General features: G+C 71.9%; 21 protein-coding genes and 2 pseudogenes. 14 read left to right on the top strand and 9 right to left on the bottom strand.

Going from position 1 to position 20,076, the window contains the following annotated elements; translation table 11 throughout:
- From ACQB60_RS44465 to ACQB60_RS44450, 4 genes are all read left to right on the top strand, one after another.
- Nucleotides 1–208: hypothetical protein (locus tag ACQB60_RS44465; RefSeq protein WP_496931809.1), on the top strand; the 208-nt coding region annotated here is incomplete at its 5' end.
- The gene (locus ACQB60_RS44460) at nt 205–645 is read left to right on the top strand and encodes a roadblock/LC7 domain-containing protein (protein WP_384846022.1); all 441 of its coding nucleotides are present in this window, start codon (nt 205–207) and stop codon (nt 643–645) included. The genes ACQB60_RS44465 and ACQB60_RS44460, both read left to right, overlap by 4 nt.
- Nucleotides 642–1,025: a DUF742 domain-containing protein gene (locus ACQB60_RS44455; RefSeq protein WP_496931808.1), complete on the top strand. Its 384-nt coding sequence runs from the start codon at nt 642–644 to the stop codon at nt 1,023–1,025. The genes ACQB60_RS44460 and ACQB60_RS44455 overlap by 4 nt, the downstream gene beginning before the upstream one ends.
- Nucleotides 1,006–1,605 carry a GTP-binding protein gene (locus tag ACQB60_RS44450; protein ID WP_496931807.1) on the top strand — a complete coding sequence of 200 codons (600 nt, stop codon included), beginning with the start codon at nt 1,006–1,008 and terminating at the stop codon, nt 1,603–1,605. Before ACQB60_RS44455 ends, ACQB60_RS44450 begins: the two co-directional genes overlap by 20 nt.
- Before the next feature lie 2 nt (nt 1,606–1,607).
- Here ACQB60_RS44450 and ACQB60_RS44445 read toward each other — a convergent pair whose 3' ends face one another.
- Nucleotides 1,608–2,831: an MFS transporter gene (locus ACQB60_RS44445; RefSeq protein ID WP_496931816.1), complete on the bottom strand. Its 1,224-nt coding sequence runs from the start codon at nt 2,829–2,831 to the stop codon at nt 1,608–1,610.
- A gap of 71 nt (nt 2,832–2,902) precedes the next feature.
- Here ACQB60_RS44445 and ACQB60_RS44440 point away from each other — a divergent pair, with 71 nt between their 5' ends.
- Nucleotides 2,903–3,424 (top strand): CGNR zinc finger domain-containing protein, encoded by a 522-nt coding sequence (locus ACQB60_RS44440; protein WP_496931806.1) that lies wholly within the window; start codon nt 2,903–2,905, stop codon nt 3,422–3,424.
- Nucleotides 3,425–3,911: 487 nt separating this feature from the next.
- Here the strand turns inward: ACQB60_RS44440 and ACQB60_RS44435 are convergent, their stop codons facing one another.
- Complete coding sequence (locus ACQB60_RS44435; protein WP_496931805.1) at nt 3,912–4,646, bottom strand: GbsR/MarR family transcriptional regulator; 735 nt, start codon at nt 4,644–4,646, stop codon at nt 3,912–3,914.
- Between the two features lie 335 nt (nt 4,647–4,981).
- Here ACQB60_RS44435 and ACQB60_RS44430 point away from each other — a divergent pair.
- Both ACQB60_RS44430 and ACQB60_RS44425 read left to right on the top strand, forming a co-directional pair.
- A pseudogene (locus ACQB60_RS44430) lies at nt 4,982–5,635 on the top strand (ATP-binding cassette domain-containing protein); the annotation flags it as partial.
- On the top strand, nt 5,632–6,435 hold the full coding sequence (locus ACQB60_RS44425) for an ABC transporter permease (RefSeq protein ID WP_496931804.1): 804 nt from the start codon (nt 5,632–5,634) through the stop codon (nt 6,433–6,435). The pseudogene ACQB60_RS44430 and the gene ACQB60_RS44425, both read left to right, overlap by 4 nt.
- A gap of 67 nt (nt 6,436–6,502) precedes the next feature.
- Here ACQB60_RS44425 and ACQB60_RS44420 read toward each other — a convergent pair whose 3' ends face one another.
- The 3 genes and pseudogenes from ACQB60_RS44420 to ACQB60_RS44410 form a co-directional block, all read right to left on the bottom strand.
- Nucleotides 6,503–7,138: a 3-oxoacid CoA-transferase subunit B gene (locus tag ACQB60_RS44420; protein WP_496931803.1), complete on the bottom strand. Its 636-nt coding sequence runs from the start codon at nt 7,136–7,138 to the stop codon at nt 6,503–6,505.
- A gap of 2 nt (nt 7,139–7,140) precedes the next feature.
- Nucleotides 7,141–7,944, bottom strand: coding sequence for a CoA transferase subunit A (locus ACQB60_RS44415; RefSeq protein ID WP_496931815.1), 804 nt, complete (start codon nt 7,942–7,944; stop codon nt 7,141–7,143).
- Nucleotides 7,945–8,121: 177 nt separating this feature from the next.
- Nucleotides 8,122–9,120: pseudogene (locus tag ACQB60_RS44410) on the bottom strand (extracellular catalytic domain type 1 short-chain-length polyhydroxyalkanoate depolymerase); the annotation flags it as partial.
- 296 nt (nt 9,121–9,416) lie between these two features.
- Between ACQB60_RS44410 and ACQB60_RS44405 the strand changes: the two are divergent.
- Both ACQB60_RS44405 and ACQB60_RS44400 read left to right on the top strand, forming a co-directional pair.
- On the top strand, nt 9,417–10,934 hold the full coding sequence (locus tag ACQB60_RS44405; protein WP_496931802.1) for a tannase/feruloyl esterase family alpha/beta hydrolase: 1,518 nt from the start codon (nt 9,417–9,419) through the stop codon (nt 10,932–10,934).
- Nucleotides 10,935–11,051: 117 nt separating this feature from the next.
- Nucleotides 11,052–12,407, top strand: coding sequence for an FAD-dependent oxidoreductase (locus ACQB60_RS44400; protein WP_496931801.1), 1,356 nt, complete (start codon nt 11,052–11,054; stop codon nt 12,405–12,407).
- 58 nt (nt 12,408–12,465) lie between these two features.
- Here the strand turns inward: ACQB60_RS44400 and ACQB60_RS44395 are convergent, their stop codons facing one another.
- Nucleotides 12,466–12,918 carry an Lrp/AsnC family transcriptional regulator gene (locus tag ACQB60_RS44395; RefSeq protein ID WP_496931800.1) on the bottom strand — a complete coding sequence of 151 codons (453 nt, stop codon included), beginning with the start codon at nt 12,916–12,918 and terminating at the stop codon, nt 12,466–12,468.
- 100 nt (nt 12,919–13,018) lie between these two features.
- Between ACQB60_RS44395 and ACQB60_RS44390 the strand changes: the two genes are divergently transcribed.
- The gene (locus tag ACQB60_RS44390) at nt 13,019–13,984 is read left to right on the top strand and encodes an SMP-30/gluconolactonase/LRE family protein (protein WP_496931799.1); all 966 of its coding nucleotides are present in this window, start codon (nt 13,019–13,021) and stop codon (nt 13,982–13,984) included.
- Here the strand turns inward: ACQB60_RS44390 and ACQB60_RS44385 are convergent, their stop codons facing one another.
- Nucleotides 13,985–14,833, bottom strand: a complete 849-nt coding sequence (locus tag ACQB60_RS44385) for a helix-turn-helix transcriptional regulator (RefSeq protein WP_496931798.1) — start codon at nt 14,831–14,833, stop codon at nt 13,985–13,987.
- 203 nt (nt 14,834–15,036) lie between these two features.
- Between ACQB60_RS44385 and ACQB60_RS44380 the strand changes: the two genes are divergently transcribed.
- Together ACQB60_RS44380 and ACQB60_RS44375 are read left to right on the top strand one after the other, a co-directional pair.
- A complete protein-coding gene (locus tag ACQB60_RS44380) occupies nt 15,037–15,252 on the top strand; it encodes an Atu4866 domain-containing protein (protein WP_496931814.1) in 216 nt (71 codons plus the stop codon).
- A gap of 25 nt (nt 15,253–15,277) precedes the next feature.
- Nucleotides 15,278–16,036 carry an SDR family NAD(P)-dependent oxidoreductase gene (locus ACQB60_RS44375; RefSeq protein WP_496931797.1) on the top strand — a complete coding sequence of 253 codons (759 nt, stop codon included), beginning with the start codon at nt 15,278–15,280 and terminating at the stop codon, nt 16,034–16,036.
- 53 nt (nt 16,037–16,089) lie between these two features.
- Here the strand turns inward: ACQB60_RS44375 and ACQB60_RS44370 are convergent, their stop codons facing one another.
- Nucleotides 16,090–17,637, bottom strand: a complete 1,548-nt coding sequence (locus ACQB60_RS44370; RefSeq protein ID WP_496931796.1) for a glycoside hydrolase family 76 protein — start codon at nt 17,635–17,637, stop codon at nt 16,090–16,092.
- Between the two features lie 169 nt (nt 17,638–17,806).
- Between ACQB60_RS44370 and ACQB60_RS44365 the strand changes: the two genes are divergently transcribed.
- Entirely contained in the window at nt 17,807–18,472 is a 666-nt protein-coding gene (locus ACQB60_RS44365; protein ID WP_496931795.1) for a hypothetical protein, read from the top strand.
- Here ACQB60_RS44365 and ACQB60_RS44360 read toward each other — a convergent pair.
- Nucleotides 18,441–18,992, bottom strand: coding sequence for a hypothetical protein (locus ACQB60_RS44360; RefSeq protein ID WP_496931817.1), 552 nt, complete (start codon nt 18,990–18,992; stop codon nt 18,441–18,443). The genes ACQB60_RS44365 and ACQB60_RS44360 overlap by 32 nt on opposite strands.
- 195 nt (nt 18,993–19,187) lie before the next feature.
- Here ACQB60_RS44360 and sigJ point away from each other — a divergent pair, with 195 nt between their 5' ends.
- Nucleotides 19,188–20,069, top strand: a complete 882-nt coding sequence (sigJ, locus tag ACQB60_RS44355; RefSeq protein WP_496931794.1) for an RNA polymerase sigma factor SigJ — start codon at nt 19,188–19,190, stop codon at nt 20,067–20,069.
- Nucleotides 20,070–20,076: the final 7 nt, after the last annotated feature.

Genomic DNA, 20,076 nt, shown 5'->3' with positions numbered 1-20,076 from the left:
GAACCTCGCGCCCGAGCTGCGCGAGCGCGAGGACCAGGGCGAGGGCACCCGCACCGGTGCCGCCGAGCAGGCGGCGCCCGCCCGCCGCTCCCCCGAGGCGGCCCGCGCCACCATGGCCTCGCTGCGGTCCGGGCGGCGGCGCGCCCACGCCGTGCGGGACGAGTCGCGCCCGCCGCACCCCTCTCCGAACGACGAAGGAACCCGATGACCCCCACGTACACCGTCACGAACCTGGGCAGCAGCGGCGACGACGGCAGCGGCCGGATCGACTGGCTGCTCGACGACCTCGTGAACCGGGTCTCCGAGGTGCGCTCCGCGGTGATGCTGTCGATCGACGGGCTACCCGTCGGCACGTCCAGCAGCCTCGGGCGCGACGACTCCGAACGGTTCTGCGCCATCGCCTCCGGCTTCCACTCCCTCGCCAAGGGCGCGGGACGCCACTTCGGGGCGGGCGGCGTCGTGCAGACGATGGTGGAGCTGGAGGACGGCTTCCTGTTCGTGGTCGCGGCGGGCAGCGGCTCCTGCCTCGCCGTGTTCACCGCGGGGCACGCCGACATCGGCCTGGTCGCGTACGAGATGACGCTCCTCGTCGACCGCGTCCACGAGCACCTCGGCGTGCCCGAGAGGGCGGACGGTGCTGTGTGAGCGACGCCTGGACCGAACGGTACGACGAGGAGGCGGGCCCGCTCGTCCGCCTCTACGCGATGACCGGCGGGCGCGCCCGCACCCGTGACGGTGCCGAGCGGATCGACCTCATGGCCGTCGTGCGCGCCACCGGCGCGAAGCCGCGCGCGCCGCTGCCGCCCGAGCAGCGCGACCTGCTCGCCCTGTGCGGCGAGGCACCGCGCACGGTCGCCGACCTGGCGTCCGACTCGGGCCTGCCGCTCGGCGTCGCGCGCGTGCTGCTCGGCGACCTCACCGCCAGGGATCTGCTGCGCATCACCCCTGCCGACCCCGCGCCCGGGAGCAGCCGCCCGGACGCGCACCTCCTGCGAGAAGTGATCAATGGACTCCGCGCACTCTGAGCACGCCCGGCCGGCCACCCCGCCCGGCACGCCCCTCCGCGACTTCACGGCGCTCAAGCTCCTGATCGCCGGTGGCTTCGGCGTCGGCAAGACGACGCTCGTCGGGTCGGTCAGCGAGATACGCCCGCTGCACACCGAGGAGCAACTCACCGAAGTCTCCCGCCCTGTTGACCACCTTCAGGGCGTGGAGACCAAGACGACCACCACGGTCGCCATGGACTTCGGCCGCATCTCCCTCCGCGACGACCTCGCCCTGTACCTCTTCGGCACGCCGGGGCAGGACCGCTTCTGGTTCGTGTGGGACGAGTTGTCGACCGGCTGTCTGGGTGCCGTGGTGCTCGCCGACACCCGGCGCCTGGCCGACTGCTTCCCTGCCGTCGACTACTTCGAGAGCCGGGGCATCCCCTTCGTGGTGGGTGTGAACTGCTTCGACGGGGTGCGCACCCATACGGCGGACGCCGTGTCGCGTGCGCTGGACCTCGGCCCGGACACCCCGGTGGTGCTGTGCGACGTGCGCGAACGGGAGTCGGGGAAGGACGTGTTGATCTCGCTGGTGGAGCATGTGCTGCAGCAGGTGTGAGGTCAGCGGCCGCCGCGCCGCGTGGCCGCAATGGCCACTCCGGTCAGCAGGACCAGCAGGCCCCAGGAGGCGGTGAAACTGCCCGTCCGGTCCTTGAGCAGGCCGAGCAGGGGCGGGGTCACGACGATCGCGACCTGGTTGACGGACATGGCCAGGCCCAGGGCGAACCCGGTCCTGCCGGGCGGGGCGGCCTCCGTCACATGGGCGACCCAGGGGCCGTACCAGCCGAGCCCGAAGAAGCCGAGGGCGACGAGGATCAGGGCGGCCGCCACGGGTGACTGGCCCACGGGTGTCATGAGCAGTGTCATGCCGACGGTGACGGCGGTCAGGCAGGCCCTGACGGATCCGTACCGCCCGCGTCCCCGGCGCCGCGCGCGATCGCTCCGGGCGGCGAGGGCGATCCGGCCGACGACGCCCGCGCCTTGCACGGCCACCAGGACGAGCGTGGCCGTTCCGGCGCCGAGGGAGGCGACGTCGTAGAGGTGGAGCACGGTCAGGATCCCGAGGCCGCACTGCACGGCGACCAGGCTGGTGCCGGACAGCATGATCCGCACCATGGACGGTTCGCGGAGCAGCGCACGCCGCCCGCCCGCCGACGGCGTGTCCCGGGGTGGTGCGGGTGCGGGCGTGACCTCCGGGGCGGGCGGCCGCCGGTAGACACTCATGAAGAGCGTCGCGCCGAGCAGCGCGACGAGTCCGCCGGTCACGAGCGTGGCCCGCCAGCCCGACTCACCGGCCACGAAGGGCAGTACGGCCGCGGCGAGCGCCGCGCCGAGCGGCAGACCCGCCTGGCGGATGCCCATCGCGACGCCGCGCTGCGAGGCATCGAACCAGGACGCGACGGACTTGCTGCCGCCGGGCTGCACGGTGCTGTATCCGGCGCCGACGACGAACAGGGCGAGCAGCAAGGCGGCGTATCCCGGCGCCCTGCTGCCCGCGAGGAGGGCCACGGCGACGAGGGCGGCGCCCGCCCCGACGACCCAGCGCTCGTCGAACCGGTCGAGGAGTTCACCGGCGACGAGGAGCCCGAGCAGCGGGGCCAACTGGGCGGTGGAGAGCAGCAGTCCGAGCTGTGCCGTGCTCAGGTCGAGGTCGCGCTGGAGGTGGATGCCGAGGGCCCCGATGCCCTGCACGAAGAAAGCGGAGGCGGCCTGGGTGAAGGTGGCGACGCCGAGGACGATCCAGCGGAATCGGCCAAGGGAGCTTCCCTGCACAGGAGTTGGCACGGGCAGCGCCAGGGACGAGGGAGGCGGAACGGCTGAGTGCTTCATGTCCGCCACGATGATGTAATGGCATTATGCAACTCAACCCTTACGGCGAGCAGACGGTGAACCTCGCCGCCGACCTGGCTAATCGGCGCCCGGAGAACGCAGAGGAGCTCGCCGATCGCTGCCGCGCCGCCGGACTGATCCTCGAACGACCCGTCACGGAGAGGGACTTGGCGCAGGCGTCGGCCACGCTCGACGCGTGGGAGAAGATCGTCGACACCCCCGCCGAGGAGGAGCGCGCCGCACTGGTCAACGAGCTGCTGGCCCGGACGACCAGCCATCCCCGCATGACCGACCACGGCGGCGACGGCTGGCACCTGCACTACCGGGACGACGACCAGTCGCTCGGCCCCGTGCTCGCCGCGCTCATCGCCGTCGGCACCGCCCTGCACCTGGTGGGGCGGGGCATGCACCGGCTGCGGCGGTGCGACGCGACGGGCTGCGCGCTGATCTTCGCCGACACCTCCCGCACGGGGCGGCAGCGCTACTGCTCCCCGCGGTGCGCCAACCGGTCGGCGGTCCGCCGCCATCGGGCGCGCGCCACGGGGTGAGCCGGGCGACCACTGCGTGCGGCGTGGCCGCACCCGGAGCGAGGGGTCCGCGGGTGCGCCGGTGCACGAGGGGGCGCGCCAACTCCCGGCGCACGTCCGTCCGTTGACCCGGTCGACGCGTCCGCGAAACCTGCGAGCGGCGGCATCACCGTGCCGCACCCATGGGCGCCCGAGCTGCGGCGCCGCACGGCTCGGGCGTGTGCGAGGGAAGCGCTGGGGCCCGATCGCCCTCCACGGCTTCCCCTGCATCGCCCCCTCGCACTGGCGCACAAGGGCTTCACGGTGGTCGGCCCCTGTCCTAGTCTGCGCTCACCGCGCTCGGCCATCCGCTGGGTTGTCTTCCGCTCATGCGGCTGGCCGGGCGGGTCCAACGCAGGACCCTGGCCGCATCACGTGGGCACCGCCCCGTGCGAGCACGCCTCCGCAGCGATGAAGACCCTCGGTGCCGAGGCGGTCGAGATCGACACCGGAGAAGACCCTGCCATCTTCAGCGGTCGGTTTCGGACGTCGCCCGATGATGGGTGGGGTAGATCGCGTGCCAGTGCTCGGCGGAGCGGACCAGGTCGTCGATGACGTGGCGGAGGAACTGGCTCGTGTTCTCGAGCCGGGCGCCGGCGGGCGTGGCCGTGCCGAGCTTCTGGGCTGCGATCTGGCAGACCTCGGCGATCCGGGCCTGGGTGCGTGCGCCGGCCACGATGGACTGGAAGGCCACGTCGCCGTCGATGGCGTAGCGTTCGGCGCGGCTGTGGGGGTCGCGTTCGCGTGTGATGAGTGCCTGATTTTCCAGGTAGCCGACGGCCTTGGAGATGGAGGCGGGGCTGACATGCAGGCGCCGCACGAGTTCCGCGGAGGTGAGGCTGCCGCTGTCGGTGGTGAACAGCGCGGCGAGCACCTTGGCCATCATCGGTGGGAGCCCGGCCTGAATCATCAGTTCCGTGCTCTGCGCCTCCGCCTCGTCCACGAGCCGTGGATCGCGCCCGGGGCCGCCCCTTGCCGGTGACGGGGTCGGCGCAGTGGTCCTGCGTCGCCGCCCGTGTCGCGTCCCGGCCCGGTGGGCCGCCTCGGCGTGGTAGCCGCGCGGCCCTCCGTTGCGCGTCACTTCGCGGGTGACGGTGGAGGTCGGCCGTCCGATGCGGCGGCCGATGGCGGCGTAGGTCAGCTCCTCACGCAGTCCCGCGGCGATCTGCTGCCGATCTTGGAGCGTGAGTCTGTCACCGGGCATCGGGGTCCTCCACTGTCGGCGCCGAGGTCAGCTTAATGCAACGATTCTCGTTGCATTAGACGGCATGGGCCGTGCAACGATTCAACGCAATTACCTGCATGTATGCGATCACTGCACTTGATTACAATTGACCGTTGCATGAATGCAACGTAACTTTCGCCGAATTATAAAGGCGCTCAAGGGGCGCCGTCCCCTCAGCGGAAGTGACACCCATGACTACCGATCTCGGTCGACGAGCGGTCGCGGCGACCGCCGTACGCCCGCGGGGATGTGGATGTCGATGCCGTCGAGCACCACGTGGTCGCCGTATGCCTTGCGGGCAGGCGGTTCAGGTCGGCCATCAGCAGCAGGTTCTCCTCGCCGGTCGCCGGGAACGGCGGCAGCGTGCACGGGACTTGCTGGCGCGGTTCGATCTGCTGGACGCGGCCCGGAAGCCTGCGGCGACGTACTCCGGCGGGATGCGCCGCCGCCTGGACCTCGCGATGACGCTGGTCGGCCGACCCCGCGTGATCTTCCTCGACGAGCCGACCACCGGCCTGGACCCGCGCAGTCGGCGGACCATGTGGGAGATCGTCCGCCGGCTGGTGACCGACGAGGGCGTCACGGTCTTCCTCACCACCCAGTACCTCGAGGAAGCCGACCGGCTCGCCGACCGGATCGCGGTGCTCCACCGGGGAAAGCTCGTCGCGGAGGGTTCGCCGGCGGAGCTCAAGCGGCAGGTCGGCGGCGGCCACATCACCCTGAGCTTCGCCGACCCACGCGGCTACGACCATGCGGTCCGGACGCTGGACGTGGCGTCCCGCAACGACGAGGCACACACCCTCCAGATTCCCGGCCAGGGCGATGTCCGTTCGTTGCGCGCGCTGCTGGATCGGCTCGACCACGCCTCGATCACCGTGGACGGACTGCAGGTCCACACCCCCGATCTCGATGACGTCTTCTTCGCCCTGACAGGCCACCCGGTCACGGAACAGGAGCCCGCCCGATGAGCACCGTTTCCACCGCGGTCACCCACGCCTTCGTCGACTCGGCGACCATGCTGCGCCGCCAGTTGCGGCACATGCTGCGCTATCCGACCCTCATCCTGACCGCCGCCGGCGTTCCGGTGGTCTTCCTGCTGCTGTTCGTCTATGTCCTCGGCGGCATCCTCGGGGCCGGCCTCGGCGGGCCGTCGGGCGGCCGGGATGCCTACACGAACTACGTCGTCCCCGGCGTCGTCCTGATGACTGTGGCGACCGCGGCTCAGGGCACGGCGATCTCGGTTGCCATCGACATGACCGAGGGCATCGTCGCCCGGTTCCGCACCATGGCCATCGCCCGGGTCTCGGTGCTCACCGGTCATGTGCTGGGCAGCCTGATCCAGACCCTGCTGAGCATCGCTGCCGTCATCGGGGTCGCGCTGCTGGTGGGATTCGAGCCGACCGCGGACTTCGGGGAGTGGCTCGGCGTGGTCGCCGTGCTCGTGATGATCATTCTCGCGCTCACCTGGCTGTCGGTCGCCCTGGCCATGGTCGCCAAGAGCGTGGCCACCGCGAGCAACATGCTGACGCCGCTGATGGTCCTGCCCATGATGGGCAGCGGGTTCGTCCCGACCGACTCGATGCCGGCCGGGCTCTCATGGTTCGCCGACTACCAGCCGTTCACTCCGTTCATCGAAACCCTGCGCGGGCTGCTGATGGGCACCCCGATCGGCAACAGCGCGATCCTGGCCATCAGTTGGTGCGCCCTGATCGCCGTGGGCGGCCACCAATGGGCCAAGAAGCTCTACAACCGCGAGCCCACCAAGTGAGCCGGCTCCCTCAGCCACGCGCACAACCACCTCTCGGACGGGCGCTTCCGGACGCCCGTCCGGTTGTTCACACCGCCACCACCACGTCCGCCCCCGTCGCCGCCCGCACCTGCTCGACCGACGTGTCCGGGGCCAGCTCGACGAGGGTGAAACCCTCGGGCGTGAGGTCGAGGACCGCCAAGTCCGTGATGACGCGGTGGACCACCGAGCGGCCGGTCAGGGGGAGGCCGCACCGCTGCACCAGCTTCGGGCTGCCGTCCTTCGCCGTGTGTTCCGTGAGGACGATGACCCGGCGGGCGCCGTGCACCAAGTCCATGGCGCCGCCCATGCCCTTGACCATCTTTCCGGGGATCATCCAGTTCGCCAGGTCGCCCGTGGCGGAGACCTGCATGGCGCCCAGGACCGCCGTGTCGACGTGGCCGCCGCGGATCATGCCGAAGGAGAGCGCCGAGTCGAAGAAGGAGGCGCCGGGGAGGGTCGTGATCGTTTCCTTGCCCGCGTTGATCAGGTCGGGGTCGAGGGACTCGGCGAGGGGGTAGGGGCCCACGCCGAGGATGCCGTTCTCGGATTGGAGGACGACCTCGACCGTGGGCGGCAGGTGGTTGGGGATGAGCGTGGGCAGGCCGATGCCCAGGTTGACGTAGGAGCCGTCGGCGAGTTCGCGGGCGGCTCGGGCCGCCATCTGTGCGCGGGTGAGGGGCATGGTCAGGCTCCGCCTTCCTGGGTGGTGGGGAGGGTGGGGCGGGTGGGGCAAGTCGTGCTGCGTTCGACGCGGCGTTCGCGGGCCGGGTCGTCGGGGGCCAGGGCGATCACCCGTTGCACGTAGATGCCGGGCAGGTGGACGGCGTCGGGAGGGAGTTCGCCGGGGTCGACGAGTTCGTCCACCTCGGCGATCGTGATGCGGCCCGCCGTCGCGGCGAGGGGGTTGAAGTTGCGGGCCGACGCGTGGAAGGCGAGGTTGCCGTGCCGGTCGGCGACGGCCGCCCGTACGAGCGCGTAGTCGGTGGTGATGCCGTGCTCGAGCAGGTACGGGCGGCCGCCGAAGTCGCGCGTCTCCTTGGGCGGTGAGGCGAGGGCGACGCCGCCGTCGGGGGCGTACCGCCAGGGCAGTCCGCCCTCGCCGACCTGCGTGCCGCCGCCCGCGGGCGTGTAGAAGGCAGGGATGCCCGCGCCGCCCGCGCGCAGGCGTTCGGCGAGCGTGCCCTGCGGCACCAGCTCCACTTCGAGTTCGCCGCTGAGGTACTGCCGCGCGAACTCCTTGTTCTCGCCCACGTACGAACTCGTCATGCGCGCGATCCGCCCTGCGGCGAGCAGCAGCCCGAGTCCCCAGTCGTCGACCCCGCAGTTGTTGGAGACCACCGACAGGTTTCTCGTGCCGCGCTCCAGAAGGGCGGCGATCAGAGCACTCGGTATGCCGCACAGGCCGAAGCCGCCGACCGCGAGGGACGCCCCGTCGGGGATGTCCGCCACCGCTTCGGCCGCGTTCGCGACCGTCTTGTCCAGACTCAGACCCAGACCCATAAGGTCTCTCCGCCCTCTCGACGCCTTCGGTGCCGGTTCGATCGACCGGCGCCCGGCGAGAGTAGGAAGCGGGGACGCGGCGCGGCCATGGCTGTCGGGCACACAGTGGGGCGGCAGCGCATGGCGGTCGCCGCCCCCTGTCAGCCGGTGGTGCGGTCAGGCGCCGTCCAGGCCCCAGAACTTCGCCGTGTGGTAGCTGGAGCAGATCGTGTCCAGGTAGTACGTGCCGGTCGTGCCGCACTGATCGGCGCCCGAACCGGGGTCGACGGCGAGGCCGTGGCGCATGCCGGAGACCGTGAACACCGCGACGGCGGGCTTGCCTTGAGCGTCGTCGTAGGTGTCCCGCGTCGTGTTGCCGGGCAGCGACTGGCTGCTGGACGGGGTCTGGCCCAGGCCCTGGACGTCGGTCCACTGGTCGCGCAGCGCAGTGGCGTTGGCGGGTGCGACGGTGGTGTCCGCGGTGCCCTGCCAGATCGCCACGCGCGGCCAGGCGGTCGTGCCGCCGGGAGCCGCGGCGCGCACCAGGTCGCCCCACTGGGCAGGGGTCTTGCGCGGTGGGGCGTACATGCAGGTGTAGGCGTTCGTCATGGTGTCGGCGCAGTGGGCGGCGATGCCGGAGTCGACGGCGCCGCCCGCGAAGACGTCGGGATAGGCGGCGAGCATGTCCGCGGTCATGGCGCCGCCCGCCGAGAGCCCGGTGATGTAGACGCGGCGGGCGTCGCTGCCGTACTGGGCCACGGCCTTGTCGACCATCTGCTTGAGGGACAGCGCCTCGCCCTGCCCGCGCGTGGTGTCGCCGGCCTGGAACCAGTTGAAGCACGAGTTGGCGTTGTTGCCGCTGCTGGTCTGCGGGAAGACGAGCGCGAAGCCGTACTGGTCGGCGAACTTCGGCCACCCCGAGTGGCCGTAGTAGTCGTTCGCGTTCTGGGTGCAGCCGTGCAGGGCGATGACCAGCGGGGCGTGGGCGGGCAGGTTGTCGGGGGCGTAGGTGTACATGGAGAGGTTGCCGGGGTTGGACCCGAAGTCGGTGACCTGGGTGAGCCCGGACGCGGCGTGCGCGGATCCGGGGTTCGTGGATGCGGAGTGCGCGGATGCGGAGTGCGCGGACGGTGCGCCGGCCAGCAGGCCCGCGGTGAGGGCGAGGGCCGCCGTCGCACGGGACATCCAGCGGCGCGGGGCGTGGGGTGCGGGGCGGTTCGGGGTGGGGGGATGAGCTGCCATGAACTGCTCCTGGGAAAGGGTGAGTTGCGGCTCGTTCACCGACCCGCAGGAGATCCGGGGGGCCGGTGTGACGTGCATCATGCGGGCGCCGGGTTCGGTACGGACATGGGTGGGGCGGCCACGCCGCGAGCGCGCGCTGTGTGCCCGGGAGCCATGTCGGGGGTGCCGCGCGGGCTCCTATCCTCCGAGCCCGCCCCTCCTCACCCCTTCTTCACCTCCCCGCATACCGGAGCCTGTTCATGCATCCCTTCGCAGATACGGCGGGCAGGACGGCCCGCACCGCCGCTGTCGCCTTCACCCTCGCCCTCACCCTCGTGACCTTGACCGGCACCGCCCTCTCCCCCGCCGCCGGAGCGAGCGAAGGGCGCAACGGAAGCAGCGGGAGCAGGGAAGGCGGGACGGGAGCCGCGCACTGCGCCCGCATGGCCCACCTCCGCGTCCCCGGCGCCGCCCACCAACAGGCCGCCTGCCTGGCCGAGTTGACCACTGCCGGGACCGTCGCCTCGGGCCACACCGACCCGGCCGACTGGGCCGGTCTGAGCCCGAAGGGCCTGGCGACCCCCACGGGTGTGCCCGGCGTGCAGATCGACGGGTACTTCCCCGACACCTCGGCCACGAACACCCATCACGGCTGGGACCACGACGCCCAGTTCGTCGTCCGGCTGCCCGACCACTGGAACGGCGGCCTGGTCGTGGCGGGTACGCCCGGCAACCGCGCGCAGTACGCCAACGACCGGGCCATAGCCGACTGGGTGCTCGCCCGCGGCTACGCCTACGCGGCCACCGACAAGGGCAACACCGGCCCGGCGTTCCACCGGGACGGCGCCGCGCCGGGTGCGGCCATCGCCGAGTGGAACCAGCGCCTCACCCAACTGACGCGCGCCGCACGGTCGGTGACGGTCCGGCACTACCGGCGTCCGCTGTCCCGCACCCTGGTGACGGGCATGTCCAACGGCGGCTATCTGGTGCGCTGGCAGCTGGAGAACCACCCCGAGCTGTACGACGGCGGCGTCGACTGGGAGGGCCCGCTGTGGCGCCCCGAGGGGCCCCACCTCCTGACGTCCTTGCCGGTCGCGCTGCGCTCCTACCCGCGCTACGCGGAGGGCGGCGCGGGGGCCCGGCGGGCACAGCAGGCCATGCACGCCGCCGGGTTCCCGGCCGGTTCGGAGTTCCTGTGGCCCTACCACCACCGCGTCTACTGGGATCTCACCCAGCGCATCTACCGCGAGGAACTCGACCCGGGCTTCGACGGCGCGGCCGAGGCCGGAACCCCGTACTGCCCGAGCGGCACACCGCGCTGCGACGCGGACTACGACTACTTGGCCCGCCCGCCCGAGGTCCGCGAGGCGGTGGCGGGGATCGCGCTGACCGGGCGGATCGGGAGGCCGCTCATCACCCTGCACGGCACCCTCGATGTGCTGCTGCCCATCAGCGAGGACTCGGACGTGTACGCCCGTATGGTGCGGCGGGCCGGGCGCGGCGGGCTCTTCCGCTACTACCGGGTCGAGGGCGGCACGCACACCGACGCGCTGTTCGACGCGTTCCCGGACCGGCTCCGGCCGATCACCCCGTGCCATCGCGCGGCCTTCGCGGCGCTGGAGCGGTGGACCGGCTCCGGCCACCGCCCGCCCGCGAGCCACACCGTCGCCCGGCCGACGGGGCCGGACGCGTCGGCGCTGCTGGCACGGTGCTCCCTCGCCGGCCCCGCCAGGCATCACGGCCCCGGCCGGAAGGCCGGACCTCTCGGGATGCGATGACGTGGAGCGCACACTTCCGCCCACTGGCCACATAGCGCCCTTACCCGCGCCCCCGCGCGGCGCCCACGATGGCCTGAGACCAGGACGGAGACCGGGACCGCAGAGGGGCAGCACCGCATGGGGCGACGGGCACAGGGCCGGTGGAGCAGGGCAGTTGTCGTGGGCGGGGGCCACGCGGGGCTGGTGACAGCCCGGGTGCTCACCGACCATTTCCGCGAGGTGGTGATCCTGGAGCGGGACCAGGTGGACGCGGACACGGGGGTGCATCCGCGCACCCCGCAGGGCTACCACGCGCACGCGCTGCTGGCGAAGGGCGCCGAGGTCCTGGAGAAGTACTTCCCCGGGCTGCGCGCCGAGCTGGAGGAGGAGGGGGCGCCGGTCTTCGACTACGGGGAGGGCCTGAGCTATCTGACCCCGGCCGGGTTCGCGCCGCGGCGGCGCACGGGGGTGCGCATCCAGTCGTTCACCCGGGACGGCCTGGAGCGGCGGCTGCGCCGACGGGTGCTCGCCCTGCCGGAGATCACGCTGCTCGCGGGCGTACGGGCCGAGGGCCTGGAGGCGTCGCGCGGCGGGACGGTGACCGGCGTGACGTACCGGACCGAGGACGACGGCCAACTGACCCACCTCGACGCCGACTTGGTGGTGGACGCGTCGGGTCGGTCCAGCGCGCTGAGCGACTGGCTGGAGCGGATCGGTGTCGACGTCCCGCCCAAGCGCGTGGTCAAGACGAGGATCACGTACACGTCGATGAACCTCGACCGGCCCGAGGACCCCGCGCCGGACTTCCAGATCGCGTACCAGATGACGTTGGCCCCGCACATCTCGCGCGGCGGCGTCATCCTCGCGGTGGAGCGCGGCCGTTGGACGTGCTCCCTCTTCGGATACGAGGACGAGCTCCCGCCGACGGACGACGCGGGCTTCCTCGACTTCGCCAAGAGCCTCGGCAACCCCCGCCTCGCCGAGCAGATCGCCCGCCGCACCACGCAGGAGCCGGTCCACCGGTACACCAACGTCAACAGCCAGTGGTTCCCGTACCACGCGTGCAAGAACTGGCCGGAGCGGCTGCTCGCGCTCGGCGACGCGGTGTGCGTCTTCAACCCGGTGTACGGGCAGGGGCTGACCGTCGCCGCCCTGGAGGCCGACCTGCTGCACCGCATGCTCGCCGGCCGCAGGTCGCGCGGCCAGGGGCTGCACGGGCTCAGCCGCCCCTACCAGCGGGGCGTGGCCCGCGTCGTGCTCGGCCCCTGGACCCTGTCCAGCAACTCCGACCTGATGTGGACCAGCGGCCGCAAGCCGTTCGGGGCGAGGGCGGCCCACTGGTACAACAAGCACCTCTTCGAAGTGGCCGTCACCGACCCGGCGGTCTGGCGGCGCTTCGCCCGGGTCGTCAACATGGTGGCCCCGCCGACCCTCCTGTTCCATCCGGCCGTGGCGGGCAAGGTGCTCGCGCGCGCGGTGGCGGGCAGGAGGTGACGGGCGGTGTGGGAGGCGAGGAATTCCGGGCCCGGGAGCCCCGCGCAAGGTCGGCCCGTCACTCCCCTTCGACCGCCAGCGGCGACACCTGGCGCTCGAAGAAGGTCTCCAGGACCACGGTCGCCTGCGTGCCGCTGACCCCGTCGATCGCGTAGATGCGGCGCAGCACGTCCTGGAGCTGCTCGGTGGTCGCGGTCCTGACCTTGACCAGGACCGAGGCGCTCCCGGCGATGACGTGGGCCTCCAGGATCTCGGGCAGCGCGGCGAAGCCGTCGGCCGAATCCCCCATCCAGGACGTCGAGTCGACCATCACGTACGCGAGGACCCCGCTGCCCACGGCCGCGGGGTCCACCTCTGCGGTGGTGCGCCGGATGACGCCGCGCTCGCGCAGCTTCCGCACGCGTTCGTGAGCCGCTCCCGCGGACAGGCCGACGGCCTCGCCCAGCGCCGCGTACGGCTGGGTGGCGTCCTGCTGGAGCTGGGCCAACAGGGCTCGGTCGATGTGATCCACGACTCTCCATTCGAATAAGGATTGCACTCACCGTATCTCATCCAGCAATCTTCACTCCGAGCCGAAGCTGATTCGGCAGACCGTGATGGGGAGGATCCGCATGACCAGGGACAGCGACAACGCCAGTGAGCGCCCCGCGCTGTACGAGATGCTCGACGACCGCTTCCGCACGGGTCGCTGCATGAACGGCGACCGGGACCTGGAAGTGCTCCACACCGGCTGCCGCTGGGCGGAGGGTCCGCTCTATGTGCCGGCCTGGCGTCAGTTGATCTGGAGCGACATCCCCAACGACCGGATGCTGCGCTGGGACGAGGAGACCGGCAGCGTCAGCGTCTTCCGCCGCTCGGCCGGGCACACCAACGGCAACACCCTGGACCGCCAGGGCCGGTTGATCACGTGCGAGCAGGGCAACCGCCGGGTCACGCGGACCGAACACGACGGCACCCTCACGGTGCTGGCGGACCGCTGGCAGGGCAAGCGGCTCAACAGCCCGAACGACGCGGCGGTCAAGTCGGACGGCTCCATCTGGTTCTCCGACCCGGACTTCGGCATCACCAGCGACTACGAGGGCTATCGCGCCGAGAGCGAGATCGGCGCCAACAACGTGTACCGGATCGACCCGGACAGCGGTGAAGTGCGCCTGGTGGCCGACTGTTTCGGCGCCCCCAACGGCCTGGTCTTCTCGGCCGACGAGCAGCAGCTGTTCGTCTCCGACACCCGCGCGGGCTGCATCCGCGTCTTCGACGTCCAGGGCGACGGCACGCTCTCGGACGACAAGATCTTCGCCGAGGCGGGCGCCCGCGAACGGGCCCGCTTCGACAACCTCCGCTTCGACGACGGCGGCCGTCTCTGGGCCGCCGCGATGGACGACGGCGTGCACTGCTACGACCCCGACGGCACCCTGATCGGCCGCCTCAACGTCCCCGAGGCGGTCGCCAACATCAGCTGGGGCGGCGCAAAGCGCAACCGCCTCTTCATCGCGGCGGAGACGAGCCTGTACTCGGTGGTCATGGGCGTCACGGGTGTGCACCCGACGGGGCCGGGGCGGCGGCCTTGGCTGGGCTGATCAGTCGCGGGACCAGCGGGCGGGCCGACTCCGGGTGGCGTGGATCGAGCCGAGCAGGGTGAGGGAGTGGGCGCTGGGGCTGCCGGGCTCTGCGTGGTAGATGACGAGTTGCCGGCCGGGCGCTTCGCGGACGTCGAACGCCTGGTAGGTGAGAGCGAGGGGGCCGACCTCCGGGTGGAGGAAGTGTTTGGCGTCCCGGGTCTTGCCGCGCACGGTGTGGGCGTTCCAGAGGCGGGTGAAGTCCGCGCTGTGCTCGGTGAGGGTGCGCACCAGGTCGCGCAGCCGTGGGTGGTCCGGGTCGAATCCGGTGGCGTCGCGGAGGTTGGCGACGGCGGCCTGTGCCGACCGGTCCCAGTCCGCGTAGAAGCTGCGGCCCGCGGGGTCGAGGAAGACCATGCGGGCCAGGTTGTCGGCCGGCGTGAACGGGGCGTACAGGGCATCGGCCAGGGCGTTGGTGGCGAGGAAGTCCAGGGTCCGGCTCATGACGAGCGCCGGAGTGTTGGGGTAGCCGTCCATCAGCTGTCGCAGCGCCGGGCTGACCGGCTCGGCGGCGTGGCCGCAGGGCCGGTCGTTCGGCGTGGCCCCGGCCAGCCGGTACAGGTGCGCGCGGGCGTCCGCGTCAAGGCGCAGCGCGCGGCTGAGCGCGTCGACGACCTGGGGTGAGGGGTGCCGCTCGCGGCCTTGTTCCAGGCGGGTGTAGTAGTCGGCGTTCACTCCGGCCCGGACGGCGACCTCTTCGCGGCGCAGTCCGGCGACTCTGCGGGCCCCGTGGCTCGTCATGCCGACGTCCTCGGGCCGCAGGCCGGCTCGGCGTGCGCGCAGGAAGTCTCCCAGGTGGTTGTCGTCCATGGGTGCAGGCTAGGCGGCTGTCGCGGGGGCTGCCTGGGTGTGCCGCACCCAGGCAGCGTGCGTCCTGGTCGATGGCGGCCGAGCTGCCCAGACTCGGTGGAGCGGGAGGGACCGCACCTCTCGCGAGACATCGCACCCTTCGAGGAGAGGAGTCCGCCTTGGCCGGGACCGTCGAGGGCGACGGCCACGTCGACGTGGTCGGGATGTGGGTGACCGCCGATGGCCACATTCGTCAGGAGCTGCTGCCGGACGGCCGCTACGACGAGGCCCGCGGCGAGCGGCGCAGCGCGTACACCGGCCGGTACACGGTGACCGGCAGCCACCTGGACTACGTCGACGACACCGGGTTCACCGCCACGGGCGACATCCGGGACGGAGTCCTCCATCACGAGCACCTCGTCCTCCACCGCGAGCAGTAGCCGACAACAACCAAGGACCAACTCCATGGCAGTACCACGACTTGACGGCAAGGTCGCGCTGATCACCGGCGCGACCGGCGGCCTCGGCACGGCGACCGCCGAACTCTTCGCCCGCGAGGGCGCCCGGCTGGTGCTCACCGATGTCGCCGAGGGCCCCCTGCGGGACCTGTCCCGCAGGATCGGGGCACACGGCGCGGAGGTCGTCGCCGCCCGCCTCGATGTCTCCTCCGCCCAGGAGTGGGACGACGTGATCACCGTCGTGCGCGAGCGCTTCGGAACGCTGGACGTCCTCGTGAATCTCGCCGGCATCCTGGACTGGCCGGGCATCGAGGACACCCGGGAAGAGGCGTGGGACCGCGTCATCGACGTGAACCAGAAAGGCACTTGGCTCGGCATGAAGGCGGCGATGCCGCTCCTGCGTGCGAGCGGCAACGCTTCGGTGATCAATACGTCGTCCGTCCTCGGCCTGGTGGGCAGCGGTGCGGCCGCGGCCTACCAGGCGTCCAAGGGGGCCGTGCGCCTGCTGAGCAAGACCGCCGCGGTCGAGTACGCCCGGCAGGGAGTGCGGATCAACTCAGTGCACCCCGGGGTGATCGCCACGCCGATGATCCAGGAACTCCTGGACGACCAGGGCGACCAGCAGCCGGACATCCGGCGCACACCCATGCGCCGAGCGGGCCGCGCCGATGAGATCGCACCCGCGATCCTCTTCCTGGCCTGCGACGACTCCTCGTTCGTCACCGGCTCGGAGCTGGTGGTCGACGGCGGGCTCACCGCGCACTGAACACCCCCGCCCGTGCGGCGTGCGGCGTGCGCGACGGCCCGTCGTGGCGCCGGTCAGGGCGCCGCGTTCAGCAGATCGAGCGCGCTGTGCTGGCGGTCCGCGCCGATCCGGTCGAGCGGTCCGGACCAGCGCAGCCCGTACTGGTCGAGCGCGTTGCGGTCACCGCCATGGGCGCGGTCCGCCTGGCGGCGCAGGTAGGCGGTGTAGGGGTGGTCGGGCAGTGCCTCGTTGAGCCTGCCGAGGCCCCGCACGTGCGCGCCCTTGAAGGACGGGCCGTCGCCGCCGCAGTCCCCGGCCGCCTCGCACGGGTCGGCGAGCACTCCGTCGGCCGTGTGCAGCTCGGGGGTGCGGACCGCCGCGTCGGCGATCTGGCGTGCGGCGTCGAGGAGTTGGGCGTCGCCCGTCGCGCGGTGCAGTTCGGTGAGGGCGCCGAGGAGGACTCCCTGGTTGTACGTCCAGATCTCCTGGCCGTTGTTGCGGCAGGTGCCGAGGTCGATGCCGTCGTTGACCAGGTGCGAGGAGTTGACCATGCCGGTGGAGCGGAACCACTCCCACCCGGCCCTGGCCCGTTGCAGATGGCTCGTGTCGCCCGGGATCCGGTTGTGCAGGGCCGCGTTCAGCTGGATGTAGAGGGAGTTGGCGATGGCGTTCTTGTACGTGCGCGCCGTGCTCCACCACACTCCCCCGCCGCAGGTGCCGTCCCAGTACGCGGCCATGTGCGCGGCGTCGGCGCGTGCGGTGTCCAGGTAGCGCTGCTCGCCCGTCGCGTCGTACGCGGCGATCCAGGCCAGGCCCCACCAGCCGGTGTCGTCGAGGTAGTCGTTGCGGAACTCGCCCTGGTAGGCGTCGCGTTGGAGCTCGTAGGTGCGGGAGATGGCGTATGCGTAGCTGCCCATGCCCGAGGCGTCGATGTTGTCGATGACCGCGGTCAGGGCGTTGGCGGAGTTCCACCAGCCGGTGGTCGCGAACAGGCCGGTGCCGTAGTCGTAGAACTGCATCTGGGCGGTGGCCGCGGCCCGGCGCCGGTCGCCCGCGTTCCACGTGGTGCGCGCCCACTCGGTGCAGGCGATCTCGGGGCGGTCGCCCGCCTTGCCGCAGGCCCTGAGCGCGCCCACGCCGTGGGCGGCCCAGTCGTCGACGTTGAACATCGTGGTCGTGGTGGAGCGTGCGCCCGCCGGTATCGCGGTGTCGCCGAGCCTGCTGCCCCGGCTCCAGGTCCTGCCGCCGTCGAAGGAGCGGTCCAGCCACAGCTCGTCGCCCGGATCGCCGTTGCCGATCGTGGCCCAGCCCATGGCGTCGGCGTCGTCGAAGCGCAGGGTGATCGCGCGGGAGTGGACCGACGTGCCGACCGACGTGCGGTCCTGGGGCGCGAGTGCGGGATCGCGGCCGTCGCAGTAGGTGTTGCAGATCGCGGCGGCCCGCACGGCGCCGGGGACCGCGGCTCGCTGCCCGCTCGGCTCGTCTCCGCGGGCCGCCGCGGAACCGCCGCCCAGCGCCGCCAGGAGCGCGAGTACGGCCGTGAGGACGGCGAGCGTGCGGCCGGGCAGGCGGACGGACAGGCGGGCAGGTGGGCGCGGTAACGGCCGTACCGGTGACGTCATCTGGCCCCTCCGGCGGCTTCGCATCGTTGTAAATCCGTGGCGGACTGCTACCGCAGCACCCCACGGCAACGCTGTCCAGACCTGCCACGGAGATGGCCACATCCCGCCCCTGCCCCACGGGCATCACCTGCCGACCGGCCCGGCCGAGGCCCCGTCTAGCATCGTGGGCATGGCAACACGAGCAGTGCGCAAGCGGGCCCGGAAGGTGCTGGGTGAGGAACCCGTGGCACTGGTCTGGTGCGAGATCCACAAGCCGATCCCCGCCCCGCCGAAGGACGTGCACCGGCCCGCGGGCAAGGGCCGGCTGAAGCCCGGTCACCACTGGCTGCTCTACGTCGGCGGCGCCGTGTTCTTCTTCGTCGTCGTCCCGTGGATGCTGATCGACAAGCTGGTCGGCCGCGTGGACGGGGGCACGCCGCAGCGCCGGAGCCGCGGGCCCGAGGTGGCCAGCCGCCCCGCGCCCGACCCTGCCCACGCCGTGTTCGACGGTGACTGGAACCTGACCGCGGGCCGGCTCCTCCTGCGCTGGTACGGGCACTCCCCCAACCCCAAGCGCCTCGTCCTGCTGGCCCGCGACCGCCTCTGCCTCGCGGCCTCACCACGACGCCGCCTCTCGCCCACCAAGGCCGACGACTTCAGCACCGTCGCGGAGTTCCCCCTGGCCGAGGCCCGCGTCGAGGCGGAGCCCGGCCAGCCGCGCGGGTTCGCCACCTTCCGGATCCGCTTCGCCGACGGCTCGTGGATCCAGGTCGGCCGCCTCGGAGAACCCGAGGACGCCGACCACTTCCTGCGAACAGCCGCCGCTACGGACTCTGGTGCGTCGGCTGCGGCGTGAGCGGCTGGAGCACCGAGGCCACGATCTGCTTGGCCAGGTCGATGCCGAAGGCCGCGAAGCTGTGCGACGTCAACAGGGACAGCTGCGTCGTCAGCGCGGTGCCGTTGGCCAGGACCCCGGCGTAGTCGCCGTTCGCCCGTGCCCGGGACAGCTGCCGGGTGTCCTTCTTGATCTCGTCCACGATGGCCTTGAGGACCGGGTCGGCGACCCGCCTGCTCGGCGCGCCGCCCGGGATGATGGCCAGCAGGTTGTCGAGCGAGGCGTCGACCTTGGCCTGGCCCTCGCGCACCTTCTTGGGGCTCATCCCGCCCTGGAACACATCGCCCGCGAACGTGGCGACCGTGGAGTTCGCGTTGCCCGTCCGGCCGAAGCTGTGGAAGGCGTGCGCCTGGTTCCGCAGCTCGCGTTCGGTGGCCGGGTTCGGTGGTGGTGGTTCCGCTGCCGATGCCGAGGGGAGCGGTCCGAGGACGATGGCTCCGCACGCGAGCGCCGCCGCGCATCCCAGAAGTGACTTACGCACACTCAACTCATCTCTCCGAACGGATATCTGTCGTGTGGTCAGATTCCGTGAGGAGTGATCACCCCGCCATCCGGAGCGGCGCGGCGTTGCTCCACTCGGCGGGCCGCCTCGGCCGGCCACGAGGCTCGCATCACAAGTGGGGGCCCTGTCTCGTCGTAAGGGGGAGGACCACGACACCAAGGGAGCAGCCACACCATGACGAGTGAGCGCCGCCAGCTGATCAACGTCGCCTACCGGCTCCTCGGCTCGCTCGCCGACGCCGAGGACGTGGTGCAGGAGGCGTACGCCCGCTGGTACGCAATGCCCGCACCGCAGCGCGGCCGTATCAAGTCCCCCGGCGCCTGGCTGACGACCGTCACCGGCCGCATCTGCCTCGACCTGCTCCGCTCGGCGCGCGCCCGGCGCGAGAGCTACGTGGGCGCGTGGGTGCCCGAGCCGCTGCCCGACCGCACGGAGTGGAAGGCCGGGGCCCGCGATGCCGGGACCGTCGACCCGGCCGACCACGTCACCCTCGACGAGTCGGTCAACATGGCCTTCCTCGTCGTGCTGGAGTCGATGACCCCGGCCGAGCGCGTCACGTTCATCCTGCACGACGTCTTCCGCTACTCCTTCGCCGAGGTCGCCGATATCGTGGGCCGCACCCCTGCGGCCTGCCGCCAGCTCGCGACCTCGGCCCGGCGCCGCATACCCGGGCCCCGGTCCGCCGCCCCGGTGAAGCCCCAACAGGCGGCGGTCATACGGCAGTTCAAGCAGGCGTGGGACGCCAAGGACATCGACGCCCTCATCGGCCTCCTCTCCCCCGGCGTCACGACCGTCGCCGACGGCGGTGGCGTCGTCAGGGCCGCCCTCCACCCCGTCCACGGCAGCGAGGAGGTGGCGCGCTATCTCGTCACGATCCTCGACCTGACACCCGGCCTGGAGGTCCTGGAGCGCACGGTCAACGGGCAGCCGGGCCTAGTGCTCCAGCTGGACGGCGCGATCTCGTCGGTGCTCGCCTTCGACGTCGTGGACGGGCGGGTCGAGCACATCTGGGCCGTGCGCAACCCGGAGAAGCTGCGGCCGTGGACGACGAGCTGACCCACCC

Source organism: Streptomyces odontotermitis, assembly GCF_050510915.1.
Taxonomy (GTDB): Bacteria; Actinomycetota; Actinomycetes; order Streptomycetales; family Streptomycetaceae; genus Streptomyces.
Note: the sequence above shows the minus strand (reverse complement) of the source record. Positions and strands in the feature narration are given on the sequence as shown.

Bases quoted from the DNA above. Each gene is read 5' to 3' on its own strand.
- ACQB60_RS44380 (WP_496931814.1), top strand. From the start codon at position 15,037: ATGTGGGTGACCGCCGATGGCCACATTCGTCAGGAGCTGCTGCCGGAC.
- ACQB60_RS44385 (WP_496931798.1), bottom strand. From the start codon at position 14,833: ATGGACGACAACCACCTGGGAGACTTCCTGCGCGCACGCCGAGCCGGC.
- ACQB60_RS44400 (WP_496931801.1), top strand. From the start codon at position 11,052: ATGGGGCGACGGGCACAGGGCCGGTGGAGCAGGGCAGTTGTCGTGGGC.
- ACQB60_RS44425 (WP_496931804.1), top strand. From the start codon at position 5,632: ATGAGCACCGTTTCCACCGCGGTCACCCACGCCTTCGTCGACTCGGCG.
- ACQB60_RS44460 (WP_384846022.1), top strand. From the start codon at position 205: ATGACCCCCACGTACACCGTCACGAACCTGGGCAGCAGCGGCGACGAC.
- ACQB60_RS44390 (WP_496931799.1), top strand. From the start codon at position 13,019: ATGACCAGGGACAGCGACAACGCCAGTGAGCGCCCCGCGCTGTACGAG.
- ACQB60_RS44375 (WP_496931797.1), top strand. From the start codon at position 15,278: ATGGCAGTACCACGACTTGACGGCAAGGTCGCGCTGATCACCGGCGCG.
- ACQB60_RS44435 (WP_496931805.1), bottom strand. From the start codon at position 4,646: ATGCCCGGTGACAGACTCACGCTCCAAGATCGGCAGCAGATCGCCGCG.
- ACQB60_RS44365 (WP_496931795.1), top strand. From the start codon at position 17,807: ATGGCAACACGAGCAGTGCGCAAGCGGGCCCGGAAGGTGCTGGGTGAG.
- ACQB60_RS44405 (WP_496931802.1), top strand. From the start codon at position 9,417: ATGCATCCCTTCGCAGATACGGCGGGCAGGACGGCCCGCACCGCCGCT.
- sigJ (WP_496931794.1), top strand. From the start codon at position 19,188: ATGACGAGTGAGCGCCGCCAGCTGATCAACGTCGCCTACCGGCTCCTC.
- ACQB60_RS44420 (WP_496931803.1), bottom strand. From the start codon at position 7,138: ATGCCCCTCACCCGCGCACAGATGGCGGCCCGAGCCGCCCGCGAACTC.
- ACQB60_RS44370 (WP_496931796.1), bottom strand. From the start codon at position 17,637: ATGACGTCACCGGTACGGCCGTTACCGCGCCCACCTGCCCGCCTGTCC.
- ACQB60_RS44450 (WP_496931807.1), top strand. From the start codon at position 1,006: ATGGACTCCGCGCACTCTGAGCACGCCCGGCCGGCCACCCCGCCCGGC.
- ACQB60_RS44440 (WP_496931806.1), top strand. From the start codon at position 2,903: ATGCAACTCAACCCTTACGGCGAGCAGACGGTGAACCTCGCCGCCGAC.